The following is a 22,742-nucleotide window of genomic DNA, read 5'->3' on the forward strand; positions in this document are numbered from 1 at the left end:
CTCAGCGGGTGACCAAGCTGGGCAATTCGCTTCGCCTGCCTCTGCCCTCCTGGCGTGGCACGCGCTTCTCGCGTCACCTGCGCACCTGGGTCGATGTCCGCTCGTGGCGTGACCGGGGACCGCTGCGTCGCGGCCGGTTGCCGCTGGTGCTGCTGGTGGCTGCCGCTCTCGCCGCCGTGACGGCGGCCGCCTCCGGGGTGGTCGCGCCAGCGCCCGGCCTGCAGGTCGCCCAGGGCGGGCACTGGGTCGCGAGCCCGTCGCTGGGCGTCGTCGTCCACGTCAACGGCTCCGCGCGTCGGGTGGATGCCCAGGCGGCGGTGCCCGGCATCGAGCCGGGCAGTCAGGTGGTGCAGGGCGACACGAGTGGCTATGTGGTCGGCCGCTCCCGGATCGTCGAGTTCGGCAAGTCGAGCCTGTCGGTCGAGCGGACGCTGACCCCGCCGACCGGCGAGCGACCGGTCGGGGTGGAGGCGCCGGGCGGTCCGTACCTGGTCTACCGGGAGGCCGGGCGGGTGGTACGGCTGGGCGATCCACCCGCGACGATTCCGGCGGGTGGCGCACTCGGTGAACCCGTCACCACCTCGGACGGCACGCTCTGGCTGCACCGCGTCGACTCCGGCGTGCTCTGCCGGCTGGCCGCCGGCGCCGACCGGATCTCCTGCCCGGCCGTCGCGCCCGCCGGCCACACCGGCGCGCTCACCGTGGTCGGCGAGCGGCCCGTCTTCGTCGACACCACCGCGGACACGCTGAGCCGGGTGGCCGAGCACGGCCTCGGCCGGCCGACGCCGATCGGGGTGGACATCCCGCCCACCGTGCGGGTCGCGCCGGTGGACGTCGGCGGCCGGGTCGCCATCCTCGACCCCGCAGGGCGGCGAATGCGACTGGTCGACGCGAGTGGTCTGGAAACGAGCCGGTCGGGTGCCGCGCCGATCACCGTCGCGCTGCCCGACGGCGCGTACTCGGCCCCGTCGGTCACCGGGTCGTCCGTGGTACTGCTCGACCTGGACCGCAATGCGGTGCTCACGTACAACAGTGCGGGCGAGCAGCAGCGGGCCATCCCGGTGCCGCCGGAGGCCGGTGAGCCGACCCTGAGTCGTGGTGAGGACGAACGGGTCTACGTCGACGGTGCCGAGGGCCGGCACGTGCTGGTGGTGGACCCCGACGGTGCGGTCGGGTTGGTCCCGGTGGTCGGCGACGGGAGGCGGGTGCCGTCGGGTACGCCGGTGTCCCCGTCCTCCGTGCCCGACCCCGGTCCGCGCTCACCCAGCCCTACCCCGCGCTCGCCCAGCCCGGGTCCGCCGGCACCGGAGCGGCCCCGGGGCGACGGCCCGGCCTCGCCGCGGCGGACACCCCCCGAACCCCGGTCGATACCGGCCAGTCCACCCGGGATGCCGGCGAATCTGCGCGCCACCGCCCAGGGCGGCGACCTGCGAGTCACCTGGAGCGCCGCCGCCGCCAACGGTGCAGCGGTGAGCGGGTACCGGGTCACCTGGACGCCGGCCTCGGGCGGCACCGCCCGCTCGGCCACCCGGCCCGGCAGCGCCCGCTCGATGACGATCACCGGTCTCACCAGGGGCACGGCCTACCGGATCACCGTGGCCGCGCAGAACTCGGCGGGGCGCGGGTCGGCGGCCACCGTCCGGGCCACCGTGCCGCCGCCACCCCGGTCGGTCACGGTCTCCCGGGGCAGCGACACCACCTACGAGGACAGGTGCGAAGAGCCGGACTGCGCGTACTTCCGGATCGTGCTGCGCGGATTCAGCCCGAACACCGACTACCACATCAAGCCGGATTCCAGCAGGTGGCCGGACTTCAATCCGGGCGCCACCCGGCGTACCGACAGTCGGGGGAACCTCACCTTCGAGGACTTTCCGTTCGACTCGGTCGGGTCGTATGTCTGGGTCACCGTCGACGGTGTCCAGTCCAACCGCTACCTCTGGAGTGCGGGATGAACAGTTCCGGGGCGGCGGAGATCGCCGGGCGGATCTCCGAGAACGTGCAACGGGTGATCCGTGGCAAGCCCGAGCTGGTCCGACTGGCCATCGCCGGACTGCTGGCCGAAGGTCATCTGCTGATCGAGGATGTGCCGGGCCTCGGCAAGACCAGCCTCGCCCGGTGCCTCGCCCGCAGCATCGGCGGGCGGTGGAGCCGCATCCAGTTCACCCCGGACCTGCTGCCCAGCGACATCACCGGGGTCACCGTCTACCGGCAGTCGGAGGAGACCTTCACCTTCCACCCGGGCGCGGTGTTCGCGAACATCGTGGTGGCCGACGAGATCAACCGCGGTACCCCGAAGACCCAGTCGGCGCTGCTGGAGGTGATGTCCGAGCGCCGGGTCACGGTGGACGGGACCGGACACGACGTACCGCGGCCGTTCCTGGTCGTCGCGACCCAGAACCCGATCGAACTGGAGGGCACCTACCGGCTGCCCGAGGCGCAGTTGGACCGGTTCCTGATGCGGCTCTCGGTGGGCTACCCGGACCTCGACTCGGAGGTGCTGGTGATGCTGGGTGACTGCGCCGGGGTGGGCCCGGACGACCTGCCGGCGGTGGTCGACATCGAGGCGCTGCGGGAGGCCATCGTCGAGGTACGGACGTCGCACCTCGACCGGGCGGTGTGCGAGTACGCCGCCCGGCTCACCGCGGCGACCCGCAACCACTCCGCGGTGCGCTACGGCGCCAGCGTACGGGGCAGCATCGCGCTGGTGCGTACCGCGCAGGCACTCGCGGCGATCGAGGGACGCGACTTCGTCACGCCCGACGACATCAAGGACGTCGCCGTGCCGGTCCTGGCCCACCGGCTCGTGCTCACTCCGGAGGCCGAGATGAACCGGCGTGGCAGCGCCGAGATCGTCACGGAGCTGCTCGCCTCGATCCCCACGCCCGCTGCCGGCGCGGCCCGCTGACCGTGCGCCTGACCCCCCGAGGACTCGTCCTGCTCGCCGTCGCAGCGCCGCTGCTCGCCTTCGGGTTCTGGGGCGGATACCCGATGCTGCGCGCGCTCGGTGCGGTCCTGCTCGGTGCCGTGCTGGCCGCCATCCTGCTCACTGGAGGCCGCCGGACGGTCGAGGTGCGGCGCTCGGTCTACCCCGAACGGGTCGAACGGGGCCGCCCCGCCCTGGCCAGCCTGCGGGTGCGTAATCCGGGTGGCGGTCGGCTGGCCGGGTTCCTGGCCACCGACGCGACCGGGAGCGCGATCCGGACCGTCCGGGTACGGGCGCTGGCGCCGGGCGCGGAGGCGGTCCAGCACTACGAGCTGCCGACCACCGCGCGTGGCCGGCTGACCGTGGGTCCATTGACGCTGCACCGGGTGGATCCGTTCGGGCTGGCCCGCAGTGAGACACATACCGGGGAGACCGCGACCCTCTGGGCGCATCCACGGCAGCTTCCGGCGCGGGCGCCGATGGTCGGCTACCCCCGGCACCACCACGAGGGCACCAGCACGGACCGCGCGCCGCGGGGTTCGGCGCAGCTCCTGGACGTCCGGGAGTACGTCCCCGGCGACGAGGTACGGCACCTGCACTGGAAGGCGACCGCCCGGACGGGCCGGCTGATGGTGCGCGACCTGGCCGATCCGGAACAGCCGAGGTTCGCCCTGCTGCTCGACACCCGTCCCGACGCACTGACCGCCGCCGAGTTCGAGGAGGCGGTGGATCTGGCGGCGTCCCTGCTCGGTGCCGCCGCCCGGGCGGGACACCACAGCCGCCTGGTCACCTCGTCCGGCCTCGACCTGAGCACGCCGGGCGGGGCGCACAGCGTACGCCGGCTGCTCGACGTGCTGTGTGAGCTGGGGCAGGAGGGCGGGCGGGAAGCCGATCTTGTGCCGGTGTCGCTGGCCGTGGGCGGTCCGGCCGGCGGCTGCCTGGTGGCGGTCACCGGCGGGACGACGCCGCCGGTCGCGCTGGCCGGCTCGCGGCACCGGTTCCTGGCGATCGTCGTGATCGTCCTGACCGGTACCGGCGACGGCTCCGGGGCGCCGCACGGTGTCGAACGCTCCGAACCGGCGCCGCCGAACGCCCCATCCGGCCCGGCGACCGGCGTCCGGGTGCTCGTGGCGGAAGGCGCCGAAGAAGCGGTGCGCCGATGGAACGAGCTGCCCTGATGAGCGCGGTGCTCCGGGCGGTACCCGCCTCGTGCGCGGTGCTCGCGGCCGTCGTCGCGGGGATGCTCTTCGCGCCGGTCTTCGGCGTGCCCGCGCTGCTGCTCCCGGTCGGCGTGCCGGCGGTGGCGGTGCTGCTGGCCACGCTGGCCTGCGCCCGGCATGCGGCTCTGCTGCCCTGGCGGCCGCTGCTGCTGGCGGTCGCCGGCCTGCTGGCCGTCGCCGAGACGGTGCTCCGGTCGACGACGGTGGCGGGCCTGCCCACCGGGCGTACGCTGCGTGCCCTGGCCGCCGGGATCACCGACTCCTGGCAGCTCGCCCTCCAGTCGACCTGGCCGGCCCGGCCGGATCCGGCGCTGCTGCTGTTCGTCCCGCTGCTGGTGGTGCTCGCCGCCGTGCTCGGCGTCGAGCTGCTGGACCGGCTGGACAGCCCGGTGCTGGCGCTCGCCCCGAGCTTCGCGGTCACCCTGCTGAGTCAGTTCTACGCCCCGATGCCGTCCGGTCCGGCCGTCGCCGCGGCGCTCGGCTACGCCGCGGTCGGCGGAGTCCTACTGGCCTTCCACAGTGGAGCGGTAGTCGCGGTGCAGCGTGGCGTCGGCCCCGGTCAGCACCGCCACCCGCATCGACCGGGCGATTCGGATCGGGGCGGGGCGGCGGCGCTGCTGCCGAGGGCCGTCCCGTCGGTGGTCCTGGCCGTGGTGGCGGTGATCCTCGCCGGGCTGCTGCCGGCCACCGTGCCACCGAGATACTCGCTCCGCGCGGACCAGGCGGTCCCGCTCGCCGAGACCCGGGTGACCAGCCCGCTGGACGAGATCGCGTACCGGCTCGCCCACCCCGGCACCGCCGTGTTCCGGGTGAGCGGCGGGGCCGGGGTGGACCGCTGGCCGTTGGTGGTGTTCGACGCCTTCGACGGAGTCAACTGGCAGCCCGGTGGCCGGTACCGGCGGCTCGGCACCGAGCTGTGGCCGGGCGGCGCGGTGAGCGTACCGGTGCGGACCCGGTCCGCCGAGATCGACACTTTCGCCGCCGGTGCCGGCCCGTGGCTGCCGAGTCAGACCTGGCCCGCCGGGGTACGTGGGGTCGAGCCGCTGGTGGAGGAGGAGCAGGGCACGTTGCTGCTGCCCGGGGCCGACGGCGTCGCGAGGTACACGCTGACCTGGTGGCAGCCGGCGGTCGACGCCGAGGCGCTCGCCGCCGCCGCGATCGACCCGCTCGTCCCGGGCGGGCTCGGTGGCGTGGGCACGGTGCCGGCCGGGGTCGCCGAACTCGCCGAGCGGGCGACGGGCGGGCTGCGGCCGTCCTTCCAGGCAGCCCTGGTGCTGGAGCGCTTCCTCCGGCAGAACTACCGGCTGGCGACGGGGCTCGACCTGCCCACCGGGCACTCCTGGCCACAGTTGACGGACTTCCTGTTGCGCAGCGGGCGGGGCACGACCGAGCAGTTCGCCGCCGCGTACGTGGCGCTGGCGCGGATCCGGGGCATCCCGGCGCGGCTGGCCGTCGGATTCCGCGCGCCCAGCGCTCCCGATCCCGACGGGCGGTACACGGTCCGCAACGGCGACGTACTGGCCTGGCCCGAGGTCGCCGTGCGGGGGGTCGGCTGGGTACCGCTGGATCCGGCAGTCGCGCCGTCGGCGTCGACCGCCGTCTCCGGTGTCGGGCTGGCCGCCGCCGCAGCGCGGGTACGGGCCCAGCTCCCCGCACCGGAGGAGCTCCGCGATCCACCGGTCGCGCCGCGTCCGGCCGCCGCCGTGCGACCGGACGACGGCGCCGTGTCGAGTGCCGCGATGTGGCGGGTGCTGCTCGGCGCCTCGGTGCTGATGCTGGCAGCCTGGCTGGTCGGCGTGCCCTCGGCGACGGCCGGACGGGCCTGGCGCCGCCGACGCCGTGCGGGAGCGGCCGCGGTGGTGGGTGCCTGGGCGGAGGTCCGCGACCGGCTACGCGCGCACGGTGTCCCGGTGTCGGCCGGGATGACGGTACGCGACCTGGCCACCAGCGCGGTCGCCGTCGCCGATCGGACCACCGTGGACGACATCCGGAGGCTGGCCGTCGTCGTGGACCGGGCGCTGTGGTCACCGGCAGCGCCGGGGGAGCAGGATGGCCGCCAGGCGTGGGCGGCGGTGCGGGCGGTACGCCGTGGACTGGCCCGGCGCGGCTGGCGGGCGCGACTGCGGGCGCTGCTCGATCCGCGCGTACTGCTGCCGCCGCGTCGCTGAATGCTCGTCACTTCACACAGTTGGCGCCCCGGATCGGTTTGGGCTGGCTCTCGTACACCTGATTGCCGTCGCTGCCCTGGATGAGGAAGCAGTACCGGCGTACCGGATCCACGGGCACCCGATAGGTGGTGTTGCGCTGGGCGAGTAGCGCCCGGGCCCGCTCACCCTCGGCCGCGACGATCACGGCGAAGTCCAGCGGCTCGCTGCTCTGCCAGGACAGCTCCACGACGTTGCCACGATCGGCGGGATCGGCCAGTTCCAGCCGTACCACCCGGGGCGAGGCGGTCGCCGGGCTGGCCACCCCGGTCTGCGCGGGGGCCGGCGGGACCGTGAGTTCACCGGTCCGGTTCAGCAGCACCGGCCCGGCCACCGCCGCGAGCAGTACGAGGCCACCGACCCCGATCAGCACGGACCGGGTACGGGTGACCCGCCGGAGCGGTTTTTCCGCGCCGAAGACGAGAATCGGCTCGCCGTGGGGGCGGGGCGCGGCCCGACTGGAGACCTCCGCCGCGGGGTTCGGCGACTGTGCTGCGGAGGTTGGCAGCGCCGTCACGGTGGCCGGCGGTCCCGCTGCGGGGGTCGGTGGTGTCACTGCGCCGGCCGGTGGTTCCGGGCCAGGTTCCGGCGGTTCCGCGCCGGGGTTCGGTGGTTCGGCTCCGTGGTTCGGTGGTTCGGTTTCGGGGTTCGGTGGTTCGGTGCCGTGGTTGGGTGGTTCGGTTTCGGGGTTCGGTGGTTCGGTGCCGTGGTTGGGTGGTTCGGTTTCGGGGTTCGGTGCGGCTGCGCTGGACTGTGGTTCCGTGCCGGGACTCGGCGGTTCCGCCCCGGGCAGGCCGGACGCGGCGAAGTCGTCGAATCCGCGCTGCTCCACGGCCGGCGGTTGGTGGTCCGGGGGCGATGGTGCGATCCGTATCCGGAGCGCGTCCAACTGCTCGGCGACCGCCGAGGCGGCGTCCGGGCGTGCGTCCGGGTCCCTCGCCAGGAGCACGGAGATCAACTTTGCCAGCTCCGGTGGCGTCCCGGGGCGATCGAGCGGTGGCACCGGTCCGCCGAGTACGCGTAGCAGGCGTGCTTCCGGCTCCTCGCCGGCCGGACCCTGATGCGGGGACCGGCCGGACAGGGCCAGGTAGAGGACCACGCCGAGGCCGTAGAGATCGGACCGCTCGTCGGCGGAACCGTCCCGCACGGTCTCCGGCGGCAGGAGATCTGCGGTTCGCAGGGGATCGCGGGGGAATGCGTGGCGCAGCGTGAGACCGAAGTCGGACAGCACCGGCTCGCCGGAGGGTCGGAACAGCACGTTCCCGGGGAGGACCCCGCCGTGCACGAGCCCGGCCGCGTGCGCGGCCGCCAGTGCCGTCGCGAGCACGGTGCCCAATACCAGCGTGTCCGCCACGGAGAGCGGGCCGAACGAGTCGAGCAGCTCCGGCAACGACTGGGTGCACAGCTCCATGCGCAGGGCGCAGCGCCCGTCCGGGCGCTCCTCGACGCGATCGGCTACGAGGACCGGGGCGTGGGCGCGGAGCGCGGCGAGCCGGGTCAGTTCGCGATCCAGGTCGGCTCGGGTACGCCGGTCGAGCCCGCCGGGGAAGACCTTCAGCGCGAACGCCTCACCGGTCGCCCCGTCCACTCCCGCCAACACCGTGGCCACCGGACCGTCTCCCAGCGGGACCAGCTCGCCGTGTTCGGGATCGGTCGTCATGGTCCTGGTCGTCCTCTCCGGGCCGATCTCCGCTGGCCGCCGTGCAGGTTCCCCTCCGGCGGGTCGCCCCATGGTAGGCAACGAAGCAGCCGCGCCGGCGCCCAGCGGCAGGTTGCTGCCGTGGCGTCCAGCCGGACGCCGTGGTCGTGCTGGACCCCGGGTTCGCGCCGCGTGTCGTCCGGCCCGATGCAGGCCCCACCGTGGGCGGGCGCGTCCGGTCAGGTAGTCGCCGCCCGTACGTCCTCGGCGGTCACCGTACGCAGCTCGAGCACGTCCGGCACCCGCCCGAGGGTGCGGAGCCGCTGCGACTGCGCCTTGCGTACCCCCTCGAAGAGCCGGCGGGCGTCCCGGGCGTTGCCGAAGTTGGCGTCGCGCGATATCCGGCCGAAGTAGTCCAGCAGCACCGGGCGTGCCTCGTCCTCCATCAGGTAGTCACCGTCGGCGACCATCCTGCCGATGATCTGGAGCAGGTCCTCCGGTGTGTAGTTCTCGAACTCGAGAGTCTTGGAGAACCGCGAGGCCAGACCGGGGTTGACGGCGAGGAAGCCGGTCATCTCGTCGGTGTACCCGGCGGCGATGACCGCGACCTCGTCCCGGTGATCCTCCATCAGCTTGACCAGGGTGTCGATCACCTCCTGGCCGAAGTCACCGCCGGAGCCGGCCTGCCGGGACAGCGTGTACGCCTCGTCGATGAAGAGCACGCCGCCCCTGGCCGCCTCGAACACCTGCGCGGTCTTCTCCGCGGTGTGCCCGATGTACTGGCCGACGAGATCGCGCCGGGAGACCTCGCGGAACTGGCCGCGGGCGAGTACGCCGAGCGCCTTGAGTAGCTTTCCGTAGGTGCGTGCCACCGTGGTCTTTCCGGTGCCGGGCGCCCCGGCGAAGATCAGGTGATGGCTGACGCCGCCCACGGGGAGCCCCGCCTTGCGGCGCCACTCGTTGACCTGGATCTCGTCCACCAGCGCCCGGACCTCCGCCTTCACCGCGGCCAGGCCGACCATGCCGTCCAGTTCGGTGAGGAGGTCGTCGAGCCCGACGTCCCCCGTGGCGGCCGCTCGCTGCGCGGGTTCCGTCACCGTCGGCGTGGCGCCCTCGGCGACCTCGATGGCCGGTTCGGCGGTGTTGTCCAGCTGGCACTCCTCCACCGAGCCGGCGCAGTCGGGGCCGAACGCGATACCGACGTCCTGCACGTCCCGCACCCGGGTACGGCGTACGACCGGCCGGCTGTGGTGCGCCACCGCGATGCCCGCGCCAGTCGTACGGGAGATGTCGCAGCCTTCGATGACCGGGCGGGCGTACTGGTAGACGTAGATGCCGCGTTGTCCGCAGCCGGAGATGACGCAGTTGCGGATCTCCGGATCGGCGCCGAGCCCCACCACCACACCGTCGCTGGCCACGTCGTCGATTGAGGTGTCGTCGATGCGGCCGGAGGAACTTTCCACCACGATGCCCTGGGCGGAACCGGAGATCCTGCACCGGCGTACCGCGAACCGGGGACAGCCGCGCACGCTGATCGCCGGACCCATCCGGGCGGTGAGGCTGCACCGCTCGACCGTCACATTCGCGTTCTCCGCCTGGAGGGCGGCGAGGTCCGCCCGCACGTCGATGCCGTCCAGGACCAGCGACCCGCCCCGGACGTCCAGCACCGGCCAGTCGCCGCCGGAGCCGTCCAGGAGCACCGTCGCGCCGTCCACCGCCCGTACCGTCAGCGCGCGGTCGAGCAGCTCGAACGTCTCCGGATAGCTGCCGTCGGCGACCGAGATGACGCTCCCGTCCGGCGCGTCGCGCAGCGCCGCACCGATCGTGCGGTACGCGCCGTGCCGCCCCGGCGCGACCAGCAGCGTCCGGGAACTCCGGCCGGGCCCTGGCCCGGGTGTCTGGTGTGGACCGTCGTCGACGGTGGGTGCGTTCACCGGATCCTCCGGAGGATGCCCCGTCCTTCAGGCCGGGGAGGAATCCGGACTGCGCCAGGAGCGGCCCGGCGGAGCCGGGACGGTCCGAGGGCGAAGCCCGCTGGCCTGCGGCGTGTCGCGTTACTCAACTCGCCTCCTCGGGTGAAGTTTCGAACATGCGTACGGCGTACAAGTGCCGGGTCTACCCGAGCCCCGAACAGGCGGCGGTGTTCAACCGCACCTTCGGCTGCGTACGCCTGGTCTGGAACCGCACCCTCGCCGACCGGCACACCGACTACCACCAGCGCGGCGAGCGCACCTCGTACCGGCAGGCCGACGCCGCGTTGACCGGCTGGAAACAGACGACCGAATTCGCGTTCCTGTCCGAGGTGTCCTCCGTGCCGTTGCAGCAGACGCTGCGCCACGAGCACACCGTGTACGCCAACTTCTTCGCCGGCCGTGCCCGCTACCCGCGCTTCAAGTCCCGGCACGGCCGCCAGTCGGCGCACTACACCCGCTCCGCCCACCGCAAGGTACGTAACGTCTGCGCCTACTTCCTGCACAAGACCAGCGGCCGGTTGGTCCGCTCCGCAGACCTGATCGCCGTCGAAGACCTCGCCGTCAAGAACATCGTTGCGGCTGGTCGAGTCGCAGCCGGGAGCGATGCCGGCGATGCCTGCGGAGCTGATGTGAGACAGCAAGGGTCCTCCCTTCTGCGGTCGGCTGGGAAACAGGAAACCTCTGGGGCGTCCCAGGGACTCCCCGTCCTTCAGAGTGGGGAGGAAGTCAAGTCAGGAAAACTCCGATCGGAAGCGACGCGGCAACGCCACGGGCATGCGCACCGTCGAGTCGGGCGGGGCGGACGCCGCAGCGCGCGGCGCGGGTCGCCGTTCCGGCCAGTGCCGCCTCGACGGCGGCCTCGGTGGTCGCGGCGAGCCGCAGCACGGCGTCCACCCGTGGTGCGTCCCGACCCGAACGGGCGGTGACCGTCACCGTGGCGGCCGCGTCGACGGTCACCCTGAGCAGGTCGGTGATCAGCCGCTTCGCCTGTGGATCGGCGAGTCGGTGCCACCCTCGCAGCTGGACGGCGGCCTGGCAGACGGCCCCGGTGCGCCAGAACCGCCACTCCTCGCGTATCTGGTTGCGGCCGCCGGTGACGTGGGCCAGGCCGGTGATCACCGCGAACGCGGCCTCCTCGGTCAGCGGCTCGGCCGGTACGCCCGCGCGACCCAGCACCTGCCGCATCCGGCGTACGGCGTTGCGCAGGATCAGTGCCAGCTCGTCGTCGCCGGGCACCTCGACGCTGCGGGCGGCGTGTACGGCCAGCCACACCTTCACCGGGGCGTCCCGCCCGACGCCGGCGTGGTACACCGTCTGGACGCCCAACGGGCGCTGCTGCCCGTCCACCAACGGCAGCAGCGCCGCGGGCGTGGGCAACCGGTCGACGAGGTCCGTGCCGCCGGCGGCCGGTCGCAGCACGGCGGTCAGGCCGCTGCGGTGGCTGGTCGTCATGGCCGACCCGTGGCCGGTCTCGACGGCCCGCACCGTGCAACGCGGGACCAGCAGGTCCAGCAGCGTCGGGGTCTTTGCAGCGTCCTCCGGCAGGTCGCGGCGGCGGGTACGGGACAGGTAGCCGAGGGCCAGCGCGCCATGCTCGGGGAGCCAGCGCCCGTCGATCCGTACCGTGGTCAGCACGACCAGCACCGCCGCGCCGACCGACACGCAGACCAGCACCGGCAGCGGCTGCCGGACGGCGAGCAGCACGGCCAGCCCGGCGACCTGCCAGCAGACGACCTGTATCAGGTGGAGATGTGCGAGGAAGTCCCGACCCCAACCGTCGACCGGTGCCTCGTGCGCCGGTGGCCCGGCGGCGACGGCCGTCGCGGCGGTCGAGGGGTGCGCCGGGGCCGTCCGGGGCAGGGCCCGGTGCTGGGCGCGCGGGGTCGCCTGGGCAGGCCGACTGACCTGTCGGGCGGATGTCGCCGGGTCGCCAGCCTGTCGGGCGGATGTGGCGGGGCTGGCAGCCGGTGGGGCGGATGTGGCAGGGCTGGCAGCCGGTGCGGCGGATGTCGCCCGGCCGGCCGCTGGTCGTGCGCGTGTCAGCTGGCCGGCCGGCTGCCGTGCGGCCGCCACCGTGAGCCGCGCGGTGGCGGGGGCGACCCGAACCGGAGCGGCGGGCGCGCTCTGACCGGCGGCCGGTGGCGCCACCCCCGCGTCCGGCGTCGGGACGGCTGACCCGGGGGCGGCCCGGTCAGCGGCGTCCACGGCCGACCTCCCGCCCCGCCGGTCCGCCCGTGTCCCGTGCCGGACGGATCCCGTCGCGTCGCGACGGGCCGTCTGACGTGCTGTCGCCTGACGTGCTTCCGGCGGTCCTGGCCAGCGTGGCCATCACCAGGGGAGAGCGCACCGGGTCCTCACTCTGTCCGTCGTGGCCGGACGGCGCGTTCGCGCCACCGGGTACACGATCGGACCGGGCACATGAGGTTTCCATGACGTGCGGCCCGCCATCCGACGGATCGTGTCAGGCCGGGGTTCAGCCGAACCGTGCCGCGATGTCGCGGTAGGTGTCGCGCACGGCTTCGAGGCGGATCCGGCGGAACCGGCCCGGTTCGGCCGCGTAGACCTCATGGCCCCGGCCGCTCCACAACGCCTCCGCCGGTACCGCGTCGGCACCCGCCGGCACGAACTTCAGCACCTCGGAGAGCGCCGCCGCCGCGGAGAGCAGGTCGACGCGGGCGCTCCGGCGCCCGTCGGCGTCCGGTCCGGCGGGGTCGGCCGGCATGCCGCTCGCGAGCACGTCCGCCAGCCACAGCCACTCGCCCGCGTCCAGCAGCTCGGACGGCCGATCGTCGCCGAACCGCGGGTCCTCGTCGTCGGGCAGCAGGACTTCCCCGGGGAGCCGGAACATGAACTCGCGGGCCGCGCCACACGACAGGCAGGTGCCGCTGTACCGGCTGGCCAGCTCGCCCTCGGCTGCCACGACCGAGCTGGCTGGGTCGAAACTGCTCTCCCCACAGGATTCACACGGGTGCAGCTCCATGTAGAGGTGCGCCTCCGCGCTCGTCCGCGCCAGCCGCAACGCCATGCCCCCCATGCTATGCACCCGGCTCTCGGCGCGCCTCGTCGAGGAAGCCCGCGTCGGAGCAGATCAGCATGTGCAACCCGCGGAGCAGGTGGGGCAGCAGTTCGTCGGGGCCGGTCACGGTGGGATCGTCGTCGGTGGGCGGATGCGCGTACGCCGGAGCGAGGGCTTCGCACGCGTCCCACAGTGTGGGGGTGACCGGTGCCCAGCGCCAGATGTCGTGGACCAGGTTGTCGACGAGAATCCACGGCCGGTCGGGTCCACCGATTCCGTAGCGGCCGTGCCAGCCGAGTCGCATGCCGTGCCCGTGCAGCATGCTGTGCCACCGGTAGGACCGCGCCACGGCGGCGGCCTCGGCCGAGTCGGGGTCGACGACGAGCAGCAGCCGGCGCTCGGCGAGGTGGGCGACGGCCCGGTCGAAGCGGGCCCGGGTCAGCCACGGTGCCGAGGCGGCGATGTGGGCCGGGGTCCAGGGCCGTGGTCCGCCGGCGACGCCGTGGGCGAGCAGCCAGAGGGTGTACGGGTCGCCGCCCGGCAGCGGATGGATCTGCCCGGCGAGGCGTACCCGGTGCGGGTTGGCGACGGGTCCGGAGGTGTCGACGGCCGGCCCGAGGTAGTGGCCGACGGGGAACATCAGGGGCGCTGCGTTACCGGGCATGTCACTCCGGTCCCGGGCCGCGGAGCTGGTCGCCCGGCCGTGGGCCGCGAAGGGCCTCTGCTACGTCTTCGTCGGCGGGCACGGCGAGGTCGAGGCAGGCCGCCCCGGCGGAGATGAGCGTGTCGAGCCGGTCCAGCAGGGCGAGCAGGACCGTGTACGGGTCGGTCAGGGCCGGTTCGGTGCCGGCGGCGTACCCCTGGCAGGCGGCCCACAGTGACGGCTGGCCGCCCGCTTCGGCCCACAGTTCGTAGCCGAGCCGGTCCACGGTGACGATCGGCTGCCCGAACGTGCCGATGCGGCGGCGGTCCGGATCGTCCGGATCGGGGCCGAGCCCCGAGAGCAGCGGCAGTAGCCGATGGGCCCGGGCGAACCCGGTGGCGTCGGCCCAGGAGACCGGCACCAGCAGGCCGCGGCCGACCAGGCTGTCGAGGATGGACGGTTGGTGCCTCGGGTCGCCGGGTGCCGCCCAGGCCCTGGCCTCCGGCTCGGTGAGCCGCTCGATGTCGGGTCCGCGCCGGACCTCGTGACCCCACTGGCCCTGCTCAGCGGGAAAGAGGCCGAGGTAGTGGCCGATCGCGACCAGTACGGCGACGGAGGTGCTCACGGTGCCGGCCACCGCTCGGCCGGGTCCCGCAGGACCAGGGCCGCGGCGCCACCGAACCGGTCGGCGAGCCAGGTGTCGACGGCGCCACGCAGCACGATCGCCAGTCGCTGCGGGTCGGCGATCACGGACCTGTCGACGTAGAGCTGATGCGCCCCGCTCGGCCGGGGTTCGAGTACGGCCAGGCCGCCGTCGGCCCCGTTCTCGCGGGATCCCACCCGCAGCTCGAAGCGGCCGTGATCGGTGCTGACCCGTACCGTGTTCTCCGCGACGAGACGCAGTTGGCGGACCCCGCCCGGCGTGTTCGGGTCCGAACTGAACCACCCCTCGCGGGTCATCACGTCGATCGCCCGGGTCACGCCGTATCCCACCTTGTCGCCCTCGCGTTCCTCGGCCACGAACTCCGTGACCTCCTTCGGTTTCGTGCCGCTCGGCCAGCGGTCGGGCTCCTCGCGCAGCGTGCCCAGCTCCGTCGTCCCGTTCAGGTCCAGGCCGAACCGAAGCCTGGCGTCCTCGGTTACGGCGTCCCACCGCGCCGTAGAACCGGCCTGCTCCACCAGCAGCCCCAGGCGCTCCATCTCCAGCCGTAGGTATCCCCGCAGCATGACCGGGTTCAGGCCGACGGGGATCCGCTGCCCCTGCTGCTCTGCCGCCGCGATCCGGTGCAGGTACCGGGCGTGCTCGACCAGGCGGTTGACCGCCACGGCGTCCTGCCGATCCAGCAGCACCGGACCGGGGGGATTGTCACCGGGCCGCAACGCCGTACCAGCGGTGAAGAGACGCCAACCGCCGACCCCTGCCCGGGCCGCGCCCTTGGCGAACCTGCTCGGCAGCGACGCCCGCTCGTCCGCCGGTCTCGGCATCGGTGTGATCTGCTTGGCCGCCTCGGCGGCATTCCTGGCCATCCTGCTCAGGTCCTGCGCGATGTGCAGCGGTGTGAACGGAAGCCGGTCGGCCTCGGCACGAAGCTGTGCGTCGGCATCGATCCGTTTGATGATCGGGCTGACCACCCGCATGACTCCCTCGCCGGCGGCGTACGCAGCGGTGTAGCCGGCCTGCCCGACCAGCCAGATCATCTCGTCGCCGATCGGGATTCCCACCCCGAGCAACGGAGCGGCGGCGGCCACCCCGCCGGCCAGGCCCGCGACGTGCTTGACCGACTGCGACCGGAACGACTGCTCCTGCGGGATCCCGGTGATCCCGTCCTTGCCCTCGATCACCGCGGCCGACCGGTCCTGCTGGACCTGCTTGAAGATCGCGAGGCGCCCGGCCGGAACACCTGGATGGTTCTCCGGATGCCGGTCGCGGGCGAGCAACTCGTCGATCATCTGCTTGGACTCCCTGAGCTGGTACAGGGCTCGGGCGGCGGCCGCCGCTGTCCTGTCGTCGGCCTCCCACGCCGACAGCGGCGTCCAGCCTGCCCCATAGCCGAGGCCGCGTCCCGCCTGCATCAGCATGTTCGCGGTGAGCAGCTCCGGGGTGGTGGCGAAACCGAGGTACAGCGATGCCACCTGCATCAGCGCCTGCTGCGACCCGACCCGGAGCGGATTGACCGGGAGGGCCGCCCTCGCCTTCGGCAGGTGGACCAGCTCGTAGGTCAGGCCCGGCGGTGGATCGAATTTCCACGAGTCGGAGACCCGCCCGCCCGTGTGGTTCCACAGGGTCCTGGCGGGCTGGACGATTGCGCTGCGGCGCCGCCTCAGCGCCTCGATCTTGTCCCTGACCTCGGCCTCGGATTCCTTGATCGCCTCTTCGAGGTGGCCGCGGGCCGCCTTCAGATCGCGCTCCAGATCCGCGTCGAGCGTCGGATCGTCGTCGTAGAACCTCCGGGCCTGGTGGTAGACGTTTTCCGCCCAGATGTTGCGGACCGTGTCCGGCTCCTGCTTCTCCAGAGCGGTGCGCTTTTTGGTCGCGTCGAACTCGCGCGGATCGGCGGCCTTGTCCGCGACCGCCTGCAGGAGCGACGCCCCGAGCGTGATCGCACCGCCGGCAGCGGTCTTCTGCACGTCACCGCCGGAGGACTGCACTGCCGCCGTCGCGCCGCTGCCGGCGAGCGCCGCCGGCGTGCGCTTCTGAAGGTTCTTGGCGATCGGGTCGCCCTGCTCCCGCTCGGGTGGTTTGCGCGCCTCGCCGACCAGGGACCTGTCGGGGTCGGTGACGAGCCGGACGGTCGGCAACGCGCTGCCGAGTCTCGCGTCGGCGTCGGCCTGGGCGACACTGTTGGCAAAGCCCGACGCCACGCTCGTCGCGATGCCGACCGGGTCGCGGCCGAACTCCAAACCCACCATCAGGGTGTTGCCGCCGCTGCCGACCGACGAGACGAGCCGACGGAACATGGGCGGCCAGTACGGCTTGCGCCCCACCCGGGCCACCAACGACTGGTCGATCCTGGCCCGCCGACGCCCGGCCGACTCGCGCAGGTTGTGCGTGACGGTGCCACTGAGCAGGTCGGGCATTGTCGCGTCGACGTACCGTTCGATCATGATCCGTTCGGCCGGAGTCGCGACGCGGTAGAGCGACGTGAGTACCCTGACCCGGGCATCGCGCGCCGCCTTGCCGGCAGCCCCCCGCGTCGCCTTGGCGGGCGCCTGGCCGGAGCCGGCCCGCGGCCCGAGAGTGGCGAACTCCGCCAGTGCGCCGGCGGTCTCGACGAGGATCGCCGCCTCACTGGCGTCCGGACGCACCAGCAGCCGGTACCCGTGCGGAGCCCCCGGATCGGGCTCGAGCCGTACGGCGAAGTCGCGCCGGTCGGACCCGGTCGGCTTGACCGGCACCTGGTAGGAGGAGGCACCGATCCTGACGAACGCCACCGGGTCGGACAGGTCGCGGATCCGGGCACCACGCACGCCGGGGGTGAAGTCCGCCGCAGCCCGGTCGAGGGCCAGATCCAGGACCTTCAACCCCAAGCTGTCGTTCGGCCTCGCCCGGGTGTCGAACATCCTCAGCGCGATGGCCGGCTCAGCCCTCCCGGCCAGCCAGTTCCGCAGTCCCTTGACGTGCCGCCGGGACCCGGGCTGGTCGCTGAGCAGCTCCGCCTCGGCGAGAAGCTTCAGGACCCGCTCGCCGTCGCCCGTCCGGTGGGCCTGTTCGACGGCCGCCAGCAGCCCCCGGTCGTCGCCGTGCTGGACCGTCTCGACCGCCCGCAGCACCGCCTCGGCGACGATCGCCTTCAACGCGTCCGCGTCCGCACCGACCGTCTCCGCGACCACGACCCGGACCTGGCGTGCCGTACCGGGACCGGGGCCGGCAACCGGCTCCACGCGGTATGCCTGACCCGTGGGTAGCGGACCGATCCGCAGTACCACGGCGAGCGGGCCGTCGTCGGCTCGCCGCTCCTGCCGAGCGCTGTCGACCCAGACGACATGACCCTCGCCGTTCCAGGGCGGGCCGACCGGCAAGGTCGACTCCAGCAGGAAGAGTCGATGCCCGTCGACCGCCGCCAGGCCGTCCTCGATCGCGGTCTTCGCGGAGAAGTACGCACCGCGCAGCCGGGTCGACTCCGCCGACGTGTTCACCCGCGCCTGGGGCGACGCGTTCACCCGCGACATCCACGGTACGAAGGTGGGCGGCTCCAGTTCGGTCCGCAGTCGTTCGATCGCGTCCTGCGCCAACTCCGGGATGTTCGCGTGCCGGTCGAAGACGACCTCGGCAGGGCCGGTGAGCACCAGCCCGTCGGAGCCGCGTACCGGCACTCCGTCCGGACCGGGTCGCGGGCTCGGCGGGTTGACGGTGAACCGGGTCCCGCTCCCGACCTGACGTCGGGAGAACCGCACCGGCACGGGGGTACCGTCGCGGAGTTCGATGGTCGCGACCTCGCCGGTACGCGCCAACTGGGCCACCCGCCGCCCGGGCGAGCGCCACTCGGCATCGTGGCTCGACAGTCGCCGGACCGTCGCGAACTCGTCGACGCTGAGGTTCAACAGGCCCAGCCGATGTCTGGCGTGCCGGGCGTCCGGGGCGTTCGGGTCCGGATGCCCGATGCCGAGGTGGTCGAGCAGCAGGCCCAACTCGACCTCGATGTCTTTCACCGCTCTCGCGGAGACTGCCGACCCCGACGCCGCCAATGCCTTCGCCGTCGTCAGTTCCGCGACAAGGAGCTTCACCTCGGCCCGGTGGCCCTCGTCGTGCGGACTGAGCCTCCTGCGCGACGGATCGGCCCCGCGTCGCAGCGCGTCGGGATGCGCTGGTCCGTCGGTCAGCGATCGCAGTTTCGCCTTTGCCCGGGTCACGAAGCTCTCGTTGCGCAGGGCGGCGTCCTCGTCCAACTCGTGGCCGACGACGCGGGCGGCCCACCGGGCGCCCGCCGAACCGGTGGGCGCCCTGGCCGAGACCACGACGTCGACATGGGTTTCGCCACCGATCACGACGTCGGACCGGTGCGATCGTTTGCCCTCGGGCGGAGTGCCGACGCGGAACCGCAGCGGCGGCCTGCCCGGCAACCGCAGGGTCGCGGTGAGATTCCTGCGGTCGACCGTCAGCGGACCGTGTTCCCGCAACGCCTGCGTCAGCATTCTGAACACCGGTCGGGGAGCCGACGGACCATCGTGCGCGGGTGCCCCCGGCAACTCGGTCGCGGTATGGGAATTGTCCGCCTGAGGGCCGGGGTGCGGACCTCGCCCTCCCGAGCCCCGGGCTAGGACTGGATCCCGCCCCCCGGCGGCCAGGTCTTCTCCGCGGCCTCCCGGGCCAGGATTCGTCGTACCACCGCTCTGAAGGCGTGGTCCTCCCGCTGGTCCGTCACCCGGAACGTCCGGTCCAGCTTGTTGATGGTCAACCTCCGGTCCAGTTCCGGATAGCCGAAGAGGTAGTGGACCTCCTGGTCGGTCTCCTCCGCCTTGCGGAAGCGTTGCAGTATCGCCATCCTGGTATCCCCAGCCGTCAAGATCTTCCCCGGTACGCTCGGGGATGTTCCGTTCCCAGTCGAACCGCTCGTTCGCGTGCGTGTGTGCCTCAGCGTATGTAGCCTCCGGGTGTTCGGCCGCGTAACGCAACTCGCGCAGCTCGTGTTCGAGCAGCAGTACGTCCTGCGGCAACGGCTCACCACGGCGGAGTCGGAGCCACGCCTCGGCGATGTCGGCGTCCGGATCGAAGTGGCCCATCTGGTGACCGACCACGTCACCGTTGTCGTCGTACACGTTCAGCAGGTGCTCGTTGACGAACAGGTGCTCTTTGACCTGTTGGATCTCGGGCGCGCTGAAGCCGGCCGAGCCGTCCGCACGCGGTACCTGTGCCAGGTTCTCCGCGATCCGCGCCACGTCGGTCGGATCGGACCGGAACCGGTCGTACGCATGCGCGGCCCAGCGATTCTGGGCGGTCATGTCGAACACGTCACGCGGGCGGATCGAGCCGCCGCTCTGCATGACCTCCGTCGGCTGGCCGCCGCCGTGACCGACCACGGCGTACCCATCCCACTCGACCGCCTGTTGTTCGGCCCGCAGCACCCGCGCCGACTCGGGAATCCGCGGGTCGTCCCAGGGGATCGGCCGGTCACCGAGGAGCATCACCTCGCTGCGGGCCGGCGACCTGACCCCGAGGAAATCGTCGACCGGCACCGTGTCGGGCGCGCTGCCCGCGACTGCCGCCTCCCGGCCCGTCTGCGGGTCGTATCCGAGCACGACACGCTCGCCGTCCCGCGACCGCGACAACAGCGCGTACCCGCGCTGTTGTCCATTGGAGTCGGTGACCACCAGGTACGCCGCCCGATCGGGTCCCGAACGGCCCAGGGTGTCCAGGACGGTGCCGACGTCGGTGGTGAACACCTGCCGCGCCTGGTCGGGCGAGAGGTTCCCGAGTCCGGAGTGCAGCAGGTCGAACCGCGCCTCGGGCAGGCGCTGGGCAAGCTCGGTGCGTACGTCGCCACCGCCGAACGCCCGCGCGGCGAGGGCACCGACCAGTACTCCGCGCGGATCCTGCCCGTCGAGGACGCCGACCCGCACGAGGTCGCTGTCCGGGTCCCGGCGCAGCCCGTGCCGCTCCAGTTCGGCGTCGAGCAGGGCGTCCAGCCGCTCGTACTCGTCGTCCAGGAACACGAATTCGTCGGGCCGGATGTGCCCCCCGTCGCCGGACCGGACATCCCACACCGGGTCCGGACCGTTCGGGGCGGTACCCGGCCCGTCCGTGGAAGTCGCCGCGCGGTCGGCCGGATCGGGAACCGCCGGGTCGGGGTCGGGCGGGCCGGTCGGGTCCGCCGGGTCGGGGTCGGGCGGGCCGGTCGGGTCCGCCGGGTCGGGGTCGGCCGGGTCGGCGGGCCTGGCGTCGGCGACCCCCGGGGTGGTCGTGTCCTGGCCGGCGGCGCGACCGACCGGGGTGGGTGGACCGGCGAGCCGGGTGTGCGTGGGCGTCGTCGTCGACGGCGCCGAGGAGTCGGCGGAGGTTACCGGGCTGACGGCCGGTGCCGCCGCTGCGGCGAGCGCACCGGCCGCTGCCGAGTCGGGGACGACGGGGGTACCGGGCAGGGCAGGCCGTGCCGGGTCGGGGCTGGCCGTCTCTGCGACGGGCTCGGCCTGCCGGTCGCCGCCGTCGCGTGTCGGGCCGGGCGAGCTGGCCGCGATACCGTTCCGTCCTCGGCCGGTGCCGGACTCGGTGCCCGGACCGCCGGGGTTCGTCGCCGGGCCGGTCGGTACGACGGTCGGTGCGCCGGGCGTCGTAGGGTTCGGTGGCGCGGCGGGTCCGGTCGGTACGGCCGTGGCCGCGCCGGTCCCGGCCGGGACGGTCGGGGCGACCGGAGCCTGTCCCGCCGGGGGCCCGCTCGTGGCCGCACCGACCGGGCCGGTCGGATGCGGTGCGGAGTACGCGGTCGGGTGCACGGTGGTGTGCGTGGCCGGTGCGGTGATCGGTGCGGACGGGCTGCCCACCGACGCTCCGACGGGCGGCGGGCCGCCTGCCGCTGGCCCGCCTGCCGAAGGGCCGCCTGCCGAAGGGCCGCCTGCCGCTGGGTCGCCATCCGACGGCCCGGCCGCCGACGGGCTGGCGTCCGGTGCGCCGCCTCCCGGTGTGCTGCCTCCCGGTGTGCTGCCTCCCGGTGGGCCGCCTCCGGGTGGGCTGCCTGCCGACGGACCGGCCTCCGCTGCGCCGTCCACCGGTGCGTCGGTGGTCCCCGAGGCGCCGCCGGGCGCTACCGTCTCGGGCTGGTGCACGGCCACCGGGCCGGAGGGTTGGGACGGGCTCACCGCCGGACCGGCGGCGGTCTCGGACCGCGTGGGAGCCGAGGCGTCGGATCCGGTCGTCCCGGCGTCGCTCGGCATCGACCCCGGCGTGCCGGCGCCCTGGGGAGCCGCCGGAGGAGCGGTGCTGGTCGCGGGCGGCGCGCTCTGTCCCTGCTCGTTGGTGCCCGGTCCAACGGAGCCCGTATCGCCCACCGGCGGGGTCACGGTCCGGTCCACCGGCGGTGCCACCGCCGCGTCTGGCGGCCCCACCGTCTGGTCGGGCGATAAGGGAGCCGTGGCCCGGTCCGGCAGCGGCGCCGCAGGCTGGTTGGCCGGTGGGAGCCCGTCGGTCGGCAGCGTCGATCCGGTCCCACCGACGGGTACCGTCGTGGGCGCCGAGCCGAGCTGGTTCAGTTGCATGCCGAGATGCAGGGTGTTGGCGGCGCCCGCACCCATGAGTCCGGCGCTCAACCCGCCGTCCCGCACGGCGGTGAGGTAGCCGTCGACGTCTGTCATTGCCGCCCAGTCGCCGTTCACGGCATTGTCGGCGGCGTAGCTGGCCGTCGGTGAGGTGAGGCCGTTGTTGACGATCGCTTCCGCGGCGATCGCCGGATGGCTGGCGATCGGGGCGGGGACGCCGATCCGCTCGAGGCCCCGCTCCACGGCCTCCGTGATCGCACCGGTGGCCACCCTCCGGAGGGCGTCCCCGGCCACCTCCCCGCCGGCCCCGGCAATGCTGGCGACGAGGACGTCCTTGACATCGAACTGATCACGGTTACCGGTGGCCATACTGATCAGCTGTGTGGTGCCCGCGTTGCCCGCCTCGGAAGCGGCCCCGAGAACGGCCTGGGTGGCGATCTGCTTCGCCGCCTGTAGCGGGCCGCTGGCCGCCACCTGTCCGGCCCTTTCCGCGACCAGCGTTGCCAGGCGTCCGGCGACCCGCGCCGCCACCGCGGCGCTACCGCCTGGAATAGGGCTCAGGGCGAGGAACAGCGCGGCGTTGGCGCCGATCTCGATCCAGATGCTGATCTTCGTCTCGATGATCGTTCGGCCGTACTCGCGGGCGCCCTTGGCCAGTTCGCGCAGGACCAGCACGAGCGGGATGTGCTCGGCGTCGAGGACACGGAGCGTCTCCGCGAACTTGAATCCCGCCGTGTCCGTCCAGACCGTGAAGAGCTGACGGGCGATCGCCTGGATGTCGTCGTCGGCTCCCTCGATCACTCCGGCGGCAGTCTCCAGCACATCCCCCAGCGCGTACGCCCGGGTCTCGCTGTCCTGTGGCCACGGGTTGGCCAGCGCCTTGACCTCTGCCCACAACCCGCTCGGGTCGGGCGGCTCGGGGATGTCCATGGCGTAC

General features: G+C 73.4%; 11 protein-coding genes and 1 pseudogene. 5 read left to right on the forward strand and 7 right to left on the reverse strand.

Translation table 11 applies throughout. The annotated features are described in order from the left end of the window. Positions 1-8 precede the first annotated feature (8 nt). Genes R6Y94_RS24800 through R6Y94_RS24815 form a run of 4 tightly spaced genes read left to right on the forward strand, consistent with a single transcriptional unit; the run spans position 9 to position 6,311 of the window. Positions 9-1,952: a fibronectin type III domain-containing protein gene (locus R6Y94_RS24800; protein WP_318398245.1), complete on the forward strand. Its 1,944-nt coding sequence runs from the start codon at positions 9-11 to the stop codon at positions 1,950-1,952. Then, a complete protein-coding gene (locus tag R6Y94_RS24805) occupies positions 1,949-2,905 on the forward strand; it encodes a MoxR family ATPase (RefSeq protein WP_318398246.1) in 957 nt (318 codons plus the stop codon). The genes R6Y94_RS24800 and R6Y94_RS24805 overlap by 4 nt, the downstream gene beginning before the upstream one ends. Positions 2,906-2,907: 2 nt before the next feature. After that, complete coding sequence (locus tag R6Y94_RS24810; protein ID WP_318398247.1) at positions 2,908-4,101, forward strand: DUF58 domain-containing protein; 1,194 nt, start codon at positions 2,908-2,910, stop codon at positions 4,099-4,101. After that, the gene (locus R6Y94_RS24815) at positions 4,083-6,311 is read left to right on the forward strand and encodes a transglutaminase-like domain-containing protein (protein ID WP_318398248.1); all 2,229 of its coding nucleotides are present in this window, start codon (positions 4,083-4,085) and stop codon (positions 6,309-6,311) included. The genes R6Y94_RS24810 and R6Y94_RS24815 overlap by 19 nt, the downstream gene beginning before the upstream one ends. Positions 6,312-6,318: 7 nt before the next feature. Here R6Y94_RS24815 and R6Y94_RS24820 read toward each other — a convergent pair whose 3' ends face one another. Both R6Y94_RS24820 and R6Y94_RS24825 read right to left on the reverse strand, forming a co-directional pair. Further along, complete coding sequence (locus R6Y94_RS24820; RefSeq protein WP_318398249.1) at positions 6,319-8,007, reverse strand: serine/threonine protein kinase; 1,689 nt, start codon at positions 8,005-8,007, stop codon at positions 6,319-6,321. A gap of 218 nt (positions 8,008-8,225) precedes the next feature. Next, complete coding sequence (locus R6Y94_RS24825) at positions 8,226-9,920, reverse strand: right-handed parallel beta-helix repeat-containing protein (protein WP_412102868.1); 1,695 nt, start codon at positions 9,918-9,920, stop codon at positions 8,226-8,228. Between the two features lie 155 nt (positions 9,921-10,075). Between R6Y94_RS24825 and R6Y94_RS45295 the strand changes: the two are divergent. Further along, positions 10,076-10,198: pseudogene (locus R6Y94_RS45295) on the forward strand (helix-turn-helix domain-containing protein); the annotation flags it as partial. Between the two features lie 487 nt (positions 10,199-10,685). Here R6Y94_RS45295 and R6Y94_RS24830 read toward each other — a convergent pair. The 5 genes from R6Y94_RS24830 to R6Y94_RS24850 form a co-directional block, all read right to left on the reverse strand. Beyond that, positions 10,686-12,164: a hypothetical protein gene (locus R6Y94_RS24830; protein ID WP_318398250.1), complete on the reverse strand. Its 1,479-nt coding sequence runs from the start codon at positions 12,162-12,164 to the stop codon at positions 10,686-10,688. A gap of 268 nt (positions 12,165-12,432) precedes the next feature. Beyond that, a complete protein-coding gene (locus R6Y94_RS24835; RefSeq protein WP_318398251.1) occupies positions 12,433-12,984 on the reverse strand; it encodes a hypothetical protein in 552 nt (183 codons plus the stop codon). A 10-nt stretch (positions 12,985-12,994) separates the two neighbouring features. After that, the gene (locus R6Y94_RS24840; protein ID WP_318398252.1) at positions 12,995-13,639 is read right to left on the reverse strand and encodes a hypothetical protein; all 645 of its coding nucleotides are present in this window, start codon (positions 13,637-13,639) and stop codon (positions 12,995-12,997) included. A gap of 1 nt (position 13,640) precedes the next feature. Continuing rightward, positions 13,641-14,243, reverse strand: coding sequence for a hypothetical protein (locus tag R6Y94_RS24845; RefSeq protein WP_318398253.1), 603 nt, complete (start codon positions 14,241-14,243; stop codon positions 13,641-13,643). After that, positions 14,240-22,735 (reverse strand): hypothetical protein, encoded by an 8,496-nt coding sequence (locus R6Y94_RS24850; RefSeq protein ID WP_318398254.1) that lies wholly within the window; start codon positions 22,733-22,735, stop codon positions 14,240-14,242. The genes R6Y94_RS24845 and R6Y94_RS24850 overlap by 4 nt, the downstream gene beginning before the upstream one ends. Positions 22,736-22,742 lie beyond the last annotated feature (7 nt).

Origin of the sequence: Plantactinospora sp. KLBMP9567, from assembly GCF_033446045.1 — a bacterium.
GTDB lineage: Bacteria > Actinomycetota > Actinomycetes > Mycobacteriales > Micromonosporaceae > Plantactinospora.

What these genes read in the sequence shown, in the direction of transcription:
- R6Y94_RS24850 (WP_318398254.1), bottom strand. Translation starts at nt 22,735, where the DNA reads ATGGACATCCCCGAGCCGCCCGACCCGAGCGGGTTGTGGGCAGAGGTC.
- R6Y94_RS24820 (WP_318398249.1), bottom strand. Translation starts at nt 8,007, where the DNA reads ATGACGACCGATCCCGAACACGGCGAGCTGGTCCCGCTGGGAGACGGT.
- R6Y94_RS24805 (WP_318398246.1), top strand. Translation starts at nt 1,949, where the DNA reads ATGAACAGTTCCGGGGCGGCGGAGATCGCCGGGCGGATCTCCGAGAAC.
- R6Y94_RS24840 (WP_318398252.1), bottom strand. Translation starts at nt 13,639, where the DNA reads ATGCCCGGTAACGCAGCGCCCCTGATGTTCCCCGTCGGCCACTACCTC.
- R6Y94_RS24835 (WP_318398251.1), bottom strand. Translation starts at nt 12,984, where the DNA reads ATGGCGTTGCGGCTGGCGCGGACGAGCGCGGAGGCGCACCTCTACATG.
- R6Y94_RS24815 (WP_318398248.1), top strand. Translation starts at nt 4,083, where the DNA reads ATGGAACGAGCTGCCCTGATGAGCGCGGTGCTCCGGGCGGTACCCGCC.